Here is a 14,467-nt window from a genome sequence, read left to right on the forward strand (position 1 = left end):
CCGGCGCTGCGATCAACCTCGCCCGCCTCGACGCATGGCTCACCGGCAGACCACTCGCCCGCACCCGCGTCTCACCCTTCGCAGCACTCCGCCCCGCCGGATCAGATCCAGCGGGGCGGAATTAACCAACAGCATCCGGAGATCCGGACGGGGCCCTCGGGGCACGGCTGCGGCGCGGTCAGTCCTCGTACGCGTCCAGCGGCGGGCAGGAGCAGACCAGGTTGCGGTCGCCGAAGGCCTGGTCGATGCGGCGCACCGGCGGCCAGTACTTGTCGGCCACCGAGACCCCGGCCGGGAAGACGGCCTCCTCGCGGCTGTAGGCGTGCGACCACTCGCCGCCGAGCGCGCCCGCGGTGTGCGGGGCGTTGTGCAGCGGGTTGTCCTCGGCGGGCCACTCGCCGGAGCCGACCTTCTCGATCTCCGCGCGAATCGCGATCATCGCCTCGCAGAACCGGTCCAGCTCGATGATGTCCTCCGACTCGGTCGGCTCGATCATCAGCGTGCCGGCCACCGGGAACGACATGGTCGGGGCGTGGAAGCCGTAGTCGATCAGGCGCTTGGCCACATCGTCCACGCTCACACCGGTCGCCTTGGTCAGCGGGCGCAGGTCGATGATGCACTCGTGGGCGACCAGGCCACCGGGGCCGGTGTAGAGCACCGGGAAGTGCGGCTCCAGGCGCTTGGCGATGTAGTTCGCGGAGAGCACCGCCACCTGGGTGGCCCGCTTGAGGCCCTCGCCGCCCATCAGCCGGACGTACGCCCACGAGATCGGCAGGATGCCCGCCGAGCCCCACGGCGCCGCCGAGACCGGGCCGACGCCCGTCTCCGGACCGGCCGCCGGCTGCAGCGGGTGGTTGGGCAGGTACGGCGCGAGGTGCGAGCGGACCGCGACCGGGCCGACGCCGGGGCCGCCGCCGCCGTGCGGGATGCAGAAGGTCTTGTGCAGGTTCAGGTGCGAGACGTCGCCGCCGAAGTGGCCCGGCTTGGCGAGACCGACCAGGGCGTTCAGGTTGGCGCCGTCGACGTACACCTGGCCGCCGGCCTCGTGCACCCGGGCGCAGATGTCGGCGACGTGCTCCTCGAACACACCGTGCGTGGACGGGTAGGTGATCATCAGCACGGCCAGCTGCTCGCGGTGCTGCTCGATCTTGGCCCGCAGGTCCTCGACGTCGATCTCGCCGTCCTCGGACGTCTTGACGACGACGACCTTCATGCCGGCCATCACGGCGCTGGCCGCGTTGGTGCCGTGCGCGGAGGACGGGATGAGGCAGACGGTGCGCTGCTCGTCGCCGTTGGCACGGTGGTAGCCGCGGACGGCCAGCAGACCGGCCAGCTCGCCCTGGGAGCCGGCGTTCGGCTGCAGGGAGACCTTGTCGTAGCCGGTGACCTCGGCGAGGCGGTCCTCCAGCTCATGGATGAGCGTGAGGAAGCCTTCGGCCTGCTCGGCGGGCGCGAAGGGGTGCAGCGCGCCGAACTCGGGCCAGGTGATGGGCTCCATCTCGGTGGTCGCGTTGAGCTTCATGGTGCAGGAGCCCAGCGGGATCATGCCGCGGTCGAGCGCGTAGTCGCGGTCGGACAGCTTGCGCAGGTAGCGCAGCATCGCGGTCTCGGAGCGGTGCTCGTGGAAGACCGGGTGGGCGAGGAAGTCGTCGCCGCGCAGCAGCGCCTCCGGCAGCGCGTCCTCGGTGGCCGCGTCCAGCGCCGCCAGGTCGGCCTCGACGCCGAAGGCGGCCCAGACGCTCTCCAGCTGCGCCCGCGTGGTGGTCTCGTCGCAGGCCAGGGAGACGTGGTCGGCGTCGGCCAGGTGCAGGTTGACGCCCTTGTCCCGGGCGGCGGCGACGATCTCGGCGGCCTTGCCGGGCACGCGCGTGGTGATGGTGTCGAAGAAGGCGCCGTGCGTGATCTCGATGCCGCCGGCCTTCAGGCCCTCGGCGAGGAGCGTCGCGTAGCGGTGGGTGCGCCGGGCGATGGTCCGCAGGCCCTCGGGGCCGTGGTAGACGGCGTACATGCCGGCCATGACGGCGAGCAGCACCTGCGCGGTACAGATGTTGCTGGTGGCCTTCTCGCGGCGGATGTGCTGCTCACGGGTCTGGAGGGCCAGCCGGTACGCCTTGTTGCCGTCGGCGTCGACGGACACGCCGACCAGGCGGCCGGGCAGGCTGCGGGCGAACTTCTCGTGCACCGCCATGTAGCCGGCGTGCGGGCCGCCGAAGCCCATCGGGACGCCGAAGCGCTGGGTGGTACCGATGGCGATGTCGGCGCCCAGCTCACCCGGGGAGGTCAGCAGGGTGAGGGCGAGGAGATCGGCGGCGACGGTGACGAGCGCGCCCAGCTCGTGCGCCTTCTCGATCACCGGCTTGATGTCGCGTACGGCACCGGAGGCGCCGGGGTACTGGACCAGCACGCCGTTGATGTCACGGGCGGCGATCTCGGCCGGGATGCCCGCGCTCAGGTCGGCGACGACGACCTCGACGCCGGTCGGCTCGGCGCGCGTCTGTATGACGGCGATGGTCTGCGGCAGCGCGTCCGCGTCGACCAGGAAGAGGCCCTTCTTGTTCTTGCCCATGCGCCGGGACAGCGCCATCGCCTCGGCGGCGGCCGTGCCCTCGTCCAGGAGGGAGGCGCCGGAGGTGGGCAGACCGGTGAGGTCGGCGACCATGGTCTGGAAGTTCAGCAGGGCTTCCAGGCGGCCCTGGGAGATCTCCGGCTGGTAGGGCGTGTAGGCCGTGTACCAGGCCGGGTTCTCCAGGACGTTGCGCAGGATGACAGGCGGGGTGAAGGTGCCGTGGTAACCCAGGCCGATCATGGAGCCGAGGACCTGGTTGCGGTCGGCGAGCGAGCGCAGCTCGGCCAGCACCTCGGCCTCGGTCCGGGCGCCCGGCAGGTCGAGGGCGTCGGCGTTCTTGATCACATCCGGGACCGCGGCGGCGGTCAGCTCGTCCAGGGAGCCGTAGCCGACCTGTGCGAGCATCTTGGCCCGCGCCTCCTGGTCGGGCCCGATGTGACGCTGTTCGAAGGGGATGCCCGCTTCGAGCTCGGAGAGCGGAATGCGATGGGCGGTCATGGCGGAGGCCTCCTGGTCTGACGACCTTCGAAGGGCACCACGGCGCGGGTGCCCGGACGGCCTCCCCCTCTGTCATCTCAACCTGAGAGCTTCACCGGCACCTTGCGGCGCCGGCTTTCACCGTCGGTGAGAGCGGAAGCCGTCGACATCCGCCCTGCTTTCCAGAGTGACCTCGTCCATGCGGTACGTGAGCCTGAGAGATTCCGGGGAGGATTTGCTCCTTCGGCGCCTCCGAGGTGGGTCGGAGGACTCTCCCGCATGGGGTCAGCAGCCGCAATCAGCCTACCAGCGAGGTCAACGGCCGAATTCTCAAGTGGCCGCCGCAGTGAATGTGCTCTTTCGTAGTGCTTACGGATGAGTTGCGACCAGTTGGAGGGAGAGGGACCGTGCAGACCGACATCGATCCGCGCAACCTGATCGGCCGCAAGGCGTTCGACCGCAAGGGCACCAAGATCGGCACGATCGACGAGGTGTACCTGGACGACGCCACCGGTGTCCCCGAGTGGGCGGCCATACGCACCGGCCTCTTCTCCCGCGACGCGTTCGTCCCCCTGGAACCGAGCGAGCTCGTCGAGGGCACCCTCCATGTCCCCTTCGACCGCTCCCTGATCAAGGACGCCCCCGACTTCGGCGTGGGCCGCCACCTCTCCCCCGAACAGGAACTCCAGCTCTACCACCACTACGGCCTCGACGTGACCCCGGACGCCGCCCCCGAGCACAACTTCGGCAAGCTGGCGGGCTCGGAGGAGACATAGCCCCGGACGCCAGAGGGCTTCGCCGATGAGGGCGATGCCGTCGAGCAGCGGTCACGGCAGTGGCCCGGCCGACAGATCGGGGGCGGCCGAGGGCGCGGGTGCCGCGGCGACCAGCGGCAGCGGGTCCGCCGGCTCCAGCGCCGGGTCCGTGACCAGGAAGGTGCGTATCCGTCCCGGCGGCGACTGCGGGGTCTCGAAGCGCACCGTGACCCGGCCCACCCCGCTCCCCTGCACCCATCCGTGCCCGTGCTCGGCGTGCCGCACGTCCTGGCCGGCCCGCCAGTGCGGCAGCACCGGCTCCCGGGGCACCGCGACCGGCTCGGCCACGGCCTCCTCGGGCGCCGGGTCCGCCCGCGAGGACGCCTGGGCGAACAGGTCCTCCTGGGTGTAGTCGGCGAGCCCGGAGACGCCGACACCGAGCAGTCGTACCCCGCCCGTCGTGTCCACGGACTCCAGCAGCCGCTCGGCGGCCTCCCGTACGACCGCCGGATCGTCCGTGGGGCCCCGCAGCGTCTCGGAGCGGGTCAGCGTCGAGAAGTCGTACCGCCGCACCTTCAGTACGATCGTCCGCCCGGACAGCCCCGCCTCGCGCAGCCGCCGCACACACCGGTCCGCCAGCCGCCGCACCTCGAACCCGATCCGCGGCCGGTCATGGATGTCCACGTCGTACGTGTCCTCGACCGACACGGACTTGGCCTCCCGCTCGGCCACCACCGGCCGCTCGTCCCGCGCCAGCGCCATCGCGTACAGCGCCTGTCCATGGGCCTTGCCGAGCAGCCGCACGAGTTCGTCCTCGCCCGCCTCGGCCAGTTCCTCGACCGTCGTGATCCCGGCGCGCCGCAGATGGTCCCCGGTGGCCGGACCCACCCCGGGCAGGGTCCGGACCGGCAGCGGACCCAGCAGCGCCCGCTCGGTGCCCGGCTCGATGAGCACCAGGCCGTCCGGCTTGGCCTGCTCGGAGGCGATCTTCGCGAGCATCTTGGACGCGGCGAGCCCCACCGACCCGGTCAGCCCCGTGACCGTACGGATGTCCGCGCGCAGTCGCAGGCCCGTGCGCCGCGCCGATTCCGTGTCCTCCGCCGCGCCCGAGGCCGCCAGGTCCACGAAGGCCTCGTCCAGGCTCAGCGGCTCCACCAGCGGCGACAGCTCCCGCAGCAGCGTCATCACCTGCTCGCTGACCGCTCGGTACAGACTGAAGCGCGGCACCAGATACGCCGCGTTGGGCGCCAGCCGCCGCGCCTGGGCCACGGGCATCGCCGAGTGCACCCCGAAGGCCCGCGCCTCGTACGACGCCGTGGCCACCACTCCGCGCGGTCCGAGCCCGCCCACCACGACCGCTTTTCCGCGCAGGCTCGGCTTGGATGCCTGCTCCACCGAGGCGTAGAAGGCATCCATGTCGAGATGCAGGATCGTGGGCGCGTTTCTCACATCTCCGATGCTGCACCACGGCACTGACAATCCGACGACGCCCGGCGGCCCGTCGGGTCAGGGCCGGTTCAGACCGCCCGGTTGCGGCGCCGCGCCAGCTCGTCCGCCGGGTTGTGCCCGACCAGCGTCTCGCCGGTGTCGACGCGCTCGCCGTGCAGCTGGGACAGGGCGTTCTCGACGTCCCGCCACACCACGCCGACCGCGATCCCGAAGATGCCCTGGCCGCCCTGGAGAAGCGCGTGCACCTCGTCGGGCGAGGTGCACTCGTAGACGGTCGCGCCGTCGCTCATGAGCGTCATGCGCTCCAGATCGCAGAAACCGCGCTCCCGGAGGTGCTGCACGGCCGAGCGGATGTTCTGCAGCGAGACCCCGGTGTCCAGGAACCTCTTGACGATCTTCAGGACGACGACGTCCCGGAAGCTGTACAACCGCTGGGTGCCCGATCCGTACGCGGGCCGCACACTCGGCTCGACCAGGCCCGTACGCGCCCAGTAGTCGAGCTGTCGATAGGTGATGCCGGCCGCCGCGCAGGCCGTGGGCCCCCGGTAGCCGATCTCCTCGGACGTCATGGACGCCGCCCCTTCGCCGCCCGGTACCGCCGTCGGCCGCTGCGGAGCGTGATCCACCGCGCTGCTGTGAACCGGGTACGGACCGCTCTCCCCGAAACCGCGCACGGGAGCACCCCCAGCCGTACCGTCGCCGCTGGTTCTCACGCCGACCTCCGTCCTTGACCTGCCTTCTCGACGGTAGGCAGTCACCAGGGGTGCGTCAACGATCGCCACACTCGGCACGCCGAGTGATAATCACCCAAGGAGTGGTTTCCCGTGTCCCACCGCGGGGAAAGGCTAGCCGAATGCCCTCGCGGAGACCCGTAGGACGCTCTCAATCGCCGGTGGCAATTGCCCCGGGAACCGGCCGCGAGAAGCCCAGGACCGACCCCCGAAAGCCCCGGCCGCGCAGGCCAGGGCCCCTATGAGCCGCTCGCGGGCGCCGGCCGCCTCACTGGCTGCTGGTGCCGAAGTCCTCGGGCGAGATCTGGTCGAGGAACTCGCGGAACTTCTCCACCTCGTCCTCCTGCTCGTCCGGGATGGCGATCCCCGCGTCGTCCAGCACCGTGTCGCTGCCGTAGATCGGCGTGCCGGTGCGCAGGGCCAGCGCTATGGCGTCGGAGGGACGGGCGCTGACCTCGACCCCGCTGGCGAACACCAGCTCCGCGTAGAAGACGCCTTCCCGCAGGTCGGTGATGCGTACTTCGGTCAGCTCCTGGCCGACGGCCTCCAGCACGTCCTTGAACAGGTCGTGGGTCAGCGGCCTGGCCGGGGCCATGCCCTGCTGGGCGAAGGCGATCGCCGTCGCCTCCCCCGGCCCGATCCAGATGGGGAGGTAACGGTCGCCTCCCACTTCGCGCAGGAGCACGATCGGCTGGTTGTTGGGCATTTCGACCCGGACACCTACGACATCGAGCTCGTTCACACAGCAACCCTAGGCCGTGCCCGGGACGTTTGGGTAGTCGGGGCCCCGAGCGGCCGCCCGATCCGGCCCCCGCCGGCCTGCCCCCGGATCAGGGAAGACGCACTCCGAGGGCGGTCTTCAGGAGGGCCGCGTGCAGCTTCGTGGTGAGCGCCGCCAGCTCTTTCGTACGGGCCTCGGCGAGCGCTCTGGTCTGCGGGTTGCGGTGGCGCTTGAGCGGGGCCACCACCTGCTCGACCAGCCCGGCCTCCCGGTCGGCGGCCGCCTTCATCACCCTCAGATGGCGGGGCTCGATCCCGAAGTGCCCCAGCTCGGCGACGAGGGCGGCCACGGTGACCGCGTCCGCGTCGTACGTCCCGTCGGCCAGCGGCACCAGGAGTCCGTACGACTCCCACTCCTCCAGCTCGGCCTCGCCGATGTCCGCGGCGGCCAGCAGCTCGGACCGGCCGACGCGGGCCACGGTGGGCCCCTCCTGCACCTCCAGCACCTCGCCCCCGGTGCGCTGGCGCCCGACCACGGGCAGCGGGACGGCCTCGCCGCGCTCCACGGCGTCCAGATGCTCGCGGATCACCTTGAGCGGCAGATAGTGGTCCCGCTGCATTCTCAGGACGTGTCCGAGCCGCTCCAGGTCACCGGGACTGAACTTGCGGTACCCCGAAGGGGTCCGCTGCGGCTCGATGAGCCCCTCCGCCTCCAGGAAACGGATCTTGGAGATGGTGACTTCGGGGAACTCCTCGCGCAGCGCGTTCAGCACCGCCCCGATGCTCATCAACCCGCTGTCCCTGGCGGCGGTACCGCTTCCGGCACCGCCGCTCGGTGTGTGAAGCATGGACCTTCCCTGGGTTACCCCCGGAACGCGTCCGGGGGCGGGTCAGATGCCCTGCCGGCTCGGGTAGAACACCAGCCGGTACTTGCCGATCTGCACCTCGTCACCGCTGTGCAGGGCGACCTGGTCGATCGGCTCACGGTTGACGTACGTGCCGTTCAGGCTGCCGACGTCGGCGACGGTGAACGAACCGTCCGGCGAGCGGCGGAACTCCACATGGCGACGCGAGACGGTCACGTCGTCGAGGAAGATGTCGCTCTGCGGATGACGGCCGGCCGTGGTCAGATCGCCGTCGAGCAGGAAGCGGCTGCCCGAGTTCGGGCCCCGGCGCACCACCAGCAGGGCCGAGCCCGCCGGAAGCGCGTCCACCGCGGCCTGCGCCTCGGGCGACAGCAGCGGCATCGGCGTCTGGCCGGTCACCTCCGCGTCGTAGGCCTCGAGACCGGAGATCGAGATCGTGGACGTCGTCTCGGAGGCGCGCTCGGGCACGGCTCCGGGACGCAGCGGCGCACCGCAGTTGGAACAGAAGCGGGCGTTCTCCGCGTTGCGGTTACCGCACCTCGTACACACCAGGACCGACATGGACGGATCCTCCTGCCGCGGCTGCCCCGCCGGGGCATTGGACGCGTACGGGCCGGGAGCGAACTCTCCACCCGTACTTGAGGTTGACGGTTGCCCGAAACCTATGCCGCGGGACTGGGCAGGGTCAACTGACGGCGCGCCCTGGCCTCCCGAAATGTCACCGCCCGGACCAGCCATCTGGTCCCGGAACAGCGGTCGCTGACCTTGTGCGTCAGGCTGTGCGCGATGACGAGCGGTCGCGTTGTCGCCGCCCTCTCGCGCGCTCTTGCCGAACCACTTCGCAAACAACTTCACGGGCGATTCCCCTTGACCGAAACAGACCCGCCCGTGGGGCAGGACGAACCCTGATTGCCGACACCGGCCGACCCGGACACCCTCACAACGTCCGTGCCCACCAGACAGTTTCCACCACGCGTCACCTCGTCGGTGCGCCGACCCCCCGCAACCTCATGCCCCTGCCGGACCGCCCCCATGCACCGCCGGTTCACTGGGAGGACGACCGAGCGTAGTCAGGCTGCTTCGCCTGTCGCAAGGCGTCCACGACGATCTTGCCCGACTGTGCGACGGAGACCGTGGCCTGCTCCTTCTCCAGAGTCTGCACCACGCCTCCCGGGATGTTCAGTGCCGGCTCCAGATCCTGCGGTTTGCCGATGACCTTGAAACGATAGGGGGCGGTGATCTTGTTCCCGTCCACGCTCACGCTCTTGCCCGCGTCCGCGAAGTAGGTGTTGGCCACCACGCGCACGCCGTTGACCTGGATCGCCTCCGCGCCGGCCGCGCGCAGCTCCTGGATGGTGTCGAGCAGCATGTCCGACTGGACCGTCCCCTTCGTGTCCTCGATCGTCATGGTGATGCCGGGACCCTGAGCCGCCACGGTGCCCGCCAGGATGCCGAGTTGCCGTTCCTTCTCGGCGGTCTGCTTGCGTGCCTCCGCGGCCTGGTCCGAACTGCTCTGGAGCTCCGACCGCTGCTTTTCGAGTCCCTGTCTCTCGTCCTCAAGACGCTGAGTACGCGAATCCAGTTCATCCAGGATGCGAACAAGATCTTCTTGACGTGCGCCGCGCAGCGCACTGTCGGTGTCGCTGTTGGACGCCACCTGGACGGCCAGGCCGAAACCGAGGCCGAACAGGAGCAGCGCGACGATGAGTTGGGGCCGGGTCAGACGCGGCGGCCAGAGCCCCTTGACGAGCCGCTGACGGCCGCTCAGCGACTCGTCGGGGCGCGGCACGGGCCGCTGCCCCGCTCCGGGCGCCGGGGCGGGCACCTCGGCCGGCAGCTCCTTGCGCAGCCGGTTTCCCGGCCGGGCCGCGTGCTCACCGTGCGCGTGACCGTGATGGCCGTCGCGCTCATCGCGCTCGCCGTCGTCGTGCTGGTTGTCGCTCATCGCCTCACGCCCGGAAGACGTGCCGCCGGATCGCGGCGGCGTTGGAGAAGATGCGGATACCGAGGACGACCACGACGCCCGTGGACAGCTGCGCGCCCACGCCCAACTTGTCGCCCAGGAACACGATCAGGGCCGCCACGACCACGTTCGACAGGAACGACACCACGAAGACCTTGTCGTCGAAAATGCCGTCCAGCATGGCCCGCAGACCGCCGAAGACGGCGTCCAGCGCCGCCACGACGGCGATCGGCAGATAAGGCTCCACGACCGCCGGAACCTCGGGCCGGACCAACAGGCCGGCCACGACTCCCACGACGAGGCCCAGTACGGCGATCACGATGTGCCCTTCTCCGTCTTCTCGGTGTTCTTGCTGTTCTTGCTGTTCTTGGCGCTCTTGTTGTTCTTGGCGTCGGCGCTGTCGGGGACCGGCTGCGCCGTACGGACGATCACACTCGGCGCGGCGGGCAGCCGGACGTCGTGCTCGGTGGAGATGGTGGCGCGGATGCCGTAGTTCTGCTCCAGGGCGTGCAGATACAGTCCGTCGCCGCTGTTCTGGAAGTCGCTGCTCAGCCGGGGTCCGTTCCCCACCGCCAGCACGGTGTACGGCGGCACGAGCGGCCTGTTGTCGACCAGGATCGCGTCTCCGGCGGCCCTGATCGCCGACAGGGCGGTCAGCCGCTGCCCGTTGACGGAGACGGCCTCGGCGCCGGACGCCCACAGCCCGTTGACCACGCGCTGAAGATCACGGTCGCGCACCCGGCCGGTGTCGGAGAACCCCGCGGTCTCCCGCGGGTTGGTGCCGTCACCGCCGGTGCTGGCCTCCTTGGCGTCGTTCACCACCAGCTTGACGCCGGGGCCGTGCACCTCGGTGGCACCCGACAGCATGCCCACCAGGTCCGCCTCGGCGCTGCCGCCGCTCGACCTCAGCGCGGCCCGCTGGCGCGCGCTGACGTCGTCACGCAGCTTGTCGACGCCGCTCTGGAGCTTGTCCGCGTCGGCGGTCTCCTTGTCGACGCGGTCGATCAGCTCCTGGTGCTCCTTGGCCACCACGGGCGCCGCCACCCGTGCCTGTGCCGCCCCCACGGTCACGACCAGCGCCGCGAGGACGAGGCCGCCCGCGAGGCCCAGCTTCGCCCTGAGGGTCTTCGGCAGACCGCCCTCGCCCCAGGACTTCTTCCGGGCGGCGGCCTCGGCGTACCCGTCGTCGAGGCTGTGGTCCATGACGTTGGTGATCAACGACATGGAGGCGTCCGGGCGGCGCGGCCGCGCGGCGCTGCTCCGAACGGGGGGTTGCTGCGGCATGCCGCACATCGTCGCATGTCGCGCGCGATACTCCGAATGGCCCCACCGACGTGCCGGACAGACCCCCTTGGGGGGCACTTGTCCGGCACCCACGCGCGCGGCGGCGCCACCGCCCTGACCAGCAGGGGGCGCGACCGCCCCGGGGCACCAGGAAGATCCGCGGCGGGCCCGGGAGGCCCTTCAGCGGCCTTCGAGGCGGCTCCGGAGCGGCCTTGGCGAAGCCGTCGTACGACCTACCGGCCGGCGCTGTCCACGACGCCCGACCACTCGTCCAGCAGGGCCTGCGCGGAGGCGTCGTCCGGGCCCTCGGCCCACAGATGGGTGACCGCCTCGGCCGGGTCGGGCAGCACCATCACCCAGCGCCCGTCGCTCTCCACGACCCGTACGCCGTCGGTGGTGTCGACCGAGCGGTCCCCTGCCGCCTCCACCACCCGGCGCATCACGAGCCCCTTGACGGCCCACGGTGTCGCCAGGTCCCGCTTGAGGACGTGCGCCCGCGGGATCCGCGCGTCGATCTGGCTCAGGGTGAGCTGGGTGCGCGCCACGAGCCCGATCAGCCGGACGAACGCCGCCGTGCCGTCGAACACGCTGCCGAACTCGGGGACGATGAATCCGCCCTTGCCGTCACCGCCGAAGATGGTGCCCTCCTCACCACCCACACGAGTGAGGTCGTCCGGGGAGGTCGTCGTCCACTCGACCTGGGTGCCGTGGTAGGCGGCCACCTGTTCGGCGATGCGGGTCGTGGTGACCGGCAGCGCCACCCGGCCGCTGCGCCGCTCCGCGGCCACCAGGTCCAGCATCACCAGCAGCGCCCGGTCGTCCTCGATGATCCGGCCCTTCTCGTCCACGAGCGACAGCCGCTCGCCGACGGGGTCGAAGCGCACACCGAACGCGGCACCAGAGGAGGCGACGATCTCGCCGAGGCGCACCAGACCGCTGCGCCGCATCTCGGCGGTCTCCGTGGGCCTGGACTCGTCGAGACCCGGGTTGATGGTCAGGGAGTCCACCCCGAGCTTGCCCAGCAGGCTGGGCAGCACCAGTCCCGCGCTGCCGTTGGAGGCGTCCACGACGACCTTCATTCCGGAGTCGGGGATCCCGCTGATGTCGACATTGCGCAGCAGCGACCCGGTGTACGAGTCGAAGACGCTGGCGGGGAAGTACAGGTCGCCGATCTCGCCGGGGAACGCCCGCCGGTACTCCTGGCGCGCGAACACCCGGTCCAGCTTGCGCTGACCGCCCTGGGACAGGTCGGCGCCCTGTCCGTCGAAGAACATGATGTCGACGGAGTCCGGGACGCCGGGCGTGGTACGGATCATGATGCCGCCGGCGCTGCCCCGCGCGGTCTGCTGCCGGGCCACGGGCAGCGGCACGTTCTCCAGGTCGCGTACGTCGATGGCGCTCGCCTGCAACGCCGAGATGACCGCGCGCTTGAGCGCTCGGGCGCCTCGGGAGTGGTCGCGGGCCGTGGTGACCGTGGAGCCCTTCTTGAGGGTGGTCGCGTACGCGCCGGCGAGGCGGACGGCCAGTTCGGGTGTGATCTCCACGTTCAGGATGCCGGAGACCCCGCGGGCGCCGAAGAGTTGCGCCTGCCCCCTGGACTCCCAGATGACCGAGGTGTTGACGAAGGCGCCGGCCTCGATGGTCTTGAAGGGGTAGACCCGCACATTGCCCTGGACGATCGATTCCTCGCCGATGAGGCATTCGTCGCCGATGACCGCGCCGTCCTCGATCCGGGCGGCCCGCATGATGTCGGTGTTCTTGCCGACGACGCAGCCGCGCAGATTGCTGTGCTGGCCGACATAGACGTTGTCGTGGACGACCGCCTTGTGCAGGAAGGCGCCGCTCTTGACGACGACGTTCGAGCCGATGACGGAGTCCTCGCGTATCTCGGCGCCGGCCTCGACCTTGGCGTAGTCGCCGATGTAGAGCGGTCCGCGCAGTACGGCGTCGGGGTGCACCTCGGCGCCCTCGGCCACCCATACGCCCGGGGAGATCTCAAATCCGTCGATGTCGACGTTGACCTTGCGCTCCAGGACGTCGGCCTGGGCCTTGACGTAGCTCTCGTGCGTGCCGACGTCCTCCCAGTAGCCCTCGGCGACAAAGCCGTAGATCGGCTTGCCCTCCTTCATCAGCTGCGGGAAGACATCGCCGGACCAGTCGACCGGAACATCGGGTTCTACGTAGTTGAAGACCTCGGGCTCCATCACGTAGATGCCCGTATTGACGGTGTCGGAGAAGACCTGTCCCCAGGTCGGCTTCTCCAGGAAGCGCTCGACCTTGCCTTCCTCGTCCACGATGGTGATGCCGAATTCCAGGGGGTTGGGCACACGGGTCAGACAGACCGTGACGAGCGCGCCCTTCTCCTTGTGGAAATTGATCAGCTCCGTGAGGTCGAAGTCGGTCAGGGCATCACCGGAGATGACGAGGAAGGCATCGTCCTTCAATGCCTCTTCGGCGTTCTTGACGCTTCCGGCGGTACCGAGTGGCTTCTCCTCATTGGCGTAGGTGAGCTCCATACCGAGCTCTTCGCCGTCACCGAAGTAGTTCTTGACGAGCGAGGCAAGGAACTGCACGGTGACAACGGTCTCGGTGAGCCCGTGCCTTTTGAGCAGCCGTAGCACATGCTCCATGATCGGGCGGTTCACCACGGGCAGGAGCGGCTTGGGCATGCTTGAGGTCATGGGGCGAAGGCGGGTGCCTTCGCCTCCAGCCATCACGACGGCCTTCATGTCGGAAGCGTCCTCCTCTGAGAGACGACGGTCTAGCCGACTTCACCCGTCCAGATTGTCCCGCACTTTTGTGCCGCGGGCCATCGAGGCGTCAGGTCAGGACAATCGCCGAGCTCAATCGGCCATGGCGTCCGCGCGGACCAATCGGCGGACCTGTACCACGTAGAGCACTCCTGCCCACCAATAGAGCGTTGTACCCCATCCGGCGAACGCCCATCCGAAAACTGCGGCCAGTGACGCGATCCAACCACTGCCGTCACTGAGGAGCAGGAGCGGGAAGGCGTACATGAGGTTGAACGTGGCTGCCTTCCCGAGGAAGTTGACCTGGGGCGGCGGATAGCCGTGCCGGCGGAGGATGCCCACCATCACCAGGAGCATCAGCTCCCGGGCGAGCAGCAGGGCCGTCAGCCAGACCGGGAGGATCTCCCGCCAGGTGAGGCCGAGCAGCGTGGAGAGTACGTAGAGCCGGTCGGCGGCCGGGTCGAGGAGCCGGCCCAGGCTGCTGATCTGGTTCCAGCGCCGGGCGAGCTTGCCGTCCAGGTAGTCGCTGACTCCGCTGAAGGCCAGCACGAGCAGTGCCCAGCCGTCGCTCTTGGGTCCCCCGAACTCCGGCCTGAGGATCAACCACAGGAACACGGGCACGCCGACGAGCCGCGCCATGCTGAGGATATTGGGGATGGTGAGGACCCGGTCTGTCTGGACACGGGTCTCCTGGACCTCCACCCGGGGGCCTCCTGTGGGAAAACGAGCCAACGATGCTCCCTGACTTTACCCCAACGCAAAAAAGCTCCGGCTCTCGGGCTGATGCCCAAGAGCCGGAGCTGTAAAAGGAGTTCGGCGGCGTCCTACTCTCCCACAGGGTCCCCCCTGCAGTACCATCGGCGCTGAAAGGCTTAGCTTCCGGGTTCGGAATGTAACCGGGCGTTT

12 protein-coding genes, 1 rRNA gene and 1 riboswitch are annotated in these 14,467 nt (G+C 69.9%); of the genes, 1 reads left to right on the top strand and 12 read right to left on the bottom strand.

Going from position 1 to position 14,467, the window contains the following annotated elements:
• Window positions 1–178 precede the first annotated feature (178 nt).
• Entirely contained in the window at window positions 179–3,064 is a 2,886-nt protein-coding gene (gene gcvP / locus AB0N90_RS37310; protein ID WP_365203909.1) for an aminomethyl-transferring glycine dehydrogenase, read from the bottom strand.
• Window positions 3,065–3,235: 171 nt separating this feature from the next.
• Window positions 3,236–3,331: riboswitch (glycine riboswitch) on the bottom strand.
• Between the two features lie 119 nt (window positions 3,332–3,450).
• Between gcvP and AB0N90_RS37315 the strand changes: the two genes are divergently transcribed.
• Window positions 3,451–3,819 carry a PRC-barrel domain-containing protein gene (locus AB0N90_RS37315; RefSeq protein ID WP_361668966.1) on the top strand — a complete coding sequence of 123 codons (369 nt, stop codon included), beginning with the start codon at window positions 3,451–3,453 and terminating at the stop codon, window positions 3,817–3,819.
• Window positions 3,820–3,870: 51 nt separating this feature from the next.
• Here the strand turns inward: AB0N90_RS37315 and AB0N90_RS37320 are convergent, their stop codons facing one another.
• From AB0N90_RS37320 to rrf, 11 genes are all read right to left on the bottom strand, one after another.
• A complete protein-coding gene (locus AB0N90_RS37320) occupies window positions 3,871–5,247 on the bottom strand; it encodes a DNA polymerase IV (protein ID WP_365203911.1) in 1,377 nt (458 codons plus the stop codon).
• 68 nt (window positions 5,248–5,315) lie between these two features.
• Window positions 5,316–5,960 (bottom strand): MerR family transcriptional regulator, encoded by a 645-nt coding sequence (locus tag AB0N90_RS37325; RefSeq protein WP_365203913.1) that lies wholly within the window; start codon window positions 5,958–5,960, stop codon window positions 5,316–5,318.
• Window positions 5,961–6,246: 286 nt separating this feature from the next.
• Entirely contained in the window at window positions 6,247–6,720 is a 474-nt protein-coding gene (locus AB0N90_RS37330; protein WP_365203914.1) for a bifunctional nuclease family protein, read from the bottom strand.
• An 88-nt stretch (window positions 6,721–6,808) separates the two neighbouring features.
• Window positions 6,809–7,546, bottom strand: a complete 738-nt coding sequence (locus AB0N90_RS37335) for a MerR family transcriptional regulator (protein WP_365203915.1) — start codon at window positions 7,544–7,546, stop codon at window positions 6,809–6,811.
• Window positions 7,547–7,588: 42 nt separating this feature from the next.
• Window positions 7,589–8,419: an FHA domain-containing protein gene (locus AB0N90_RS37340; RefSeq protein WP_361668957.1), complete on the bottom strand. Its 831-nt coding sequence runs from the start codon at window positions 8,417–8,419 to the stop codon at window positions 7,589–7,591.
• Window positions 8,420–8,609: 190 nt separating this feature from the next.
• Entirely contained in the window at window positions 8,610–9,509 is a 900-nt protein-coding gene (locus AB0N90_RS37345) for a DUF881 domain-containing protein (RefSeq protein ID WP_365203917.1), read from the bottom strand.
• A gap of 4 nt (window positions 9,510–9,513) precedes the next feature.
• Window positions 9,514–9,846 carry a small basic family protein gene (locus AB0N90_RS37350; RefSeq protein ID WP_003988855.1) on the bottom strand — a complete coding sequence of 111 codons (333 nt, stop codon included), beginning with the start codon at window positions 9,844–9,846 and terminating at the stop codon, window positions 9,514–9,516.
• Entirely contained in the window at window positions 9,843–10,751 is a 909-nt protein-coding gene (locus AB0N90_RS37355) for a DUF881 domain-containing protein (protein ID WP_365203919.1), read from the bottom strand. Before AB0N90_RS37355 ends, AB0N90_RS37350 begins: the two co-directional genes overlap by 4 nt.
• Before the next feature lie 293 nt (window positions 10,752–11,044).
• Window positions 11,045–13,540: a mannose-1-phosphate guanyltransferase gene (locus AB0N90_RS37360; RefSeq protein ID WP_365203918.1), complete on the bottom strand. Its 2,496-nt coding sequence runs from the start codon at window positions 13,538–13,540 to the stop codon at window positions 11,045–11,047.
• Between the two features lie 114 nt (window positions 13,541–13,654).
• Entirely contained in the window at window positions 13,655–14,263 is a 609-nt protein-coding gene (locus AB0N90_RS37365) for a CDP-alcohol phosphatidyltransferase family protein (RefSeq protein ID WP_085562634.1), read from the bottom strand.
• Window positions 14,264–14,372: 109 nt separating this feature from the next.
• Window positions 14,373–14,467 (bottom strand): 5S ribosomal RNA (gene rrf, locus AB0N90_RS37370); the annotation flags it as partial.

Source organism: Streptomyces sp. NPDC093018 (assembly GCF_040684035.1).
In the GTDB taxonomy this organism is placed as follows: Bacteria; Actinomycetota; Actinomycetes; order Streptomycetales; family Streptomycetaceae; genus Streptomyces; species Streptomyces murinus.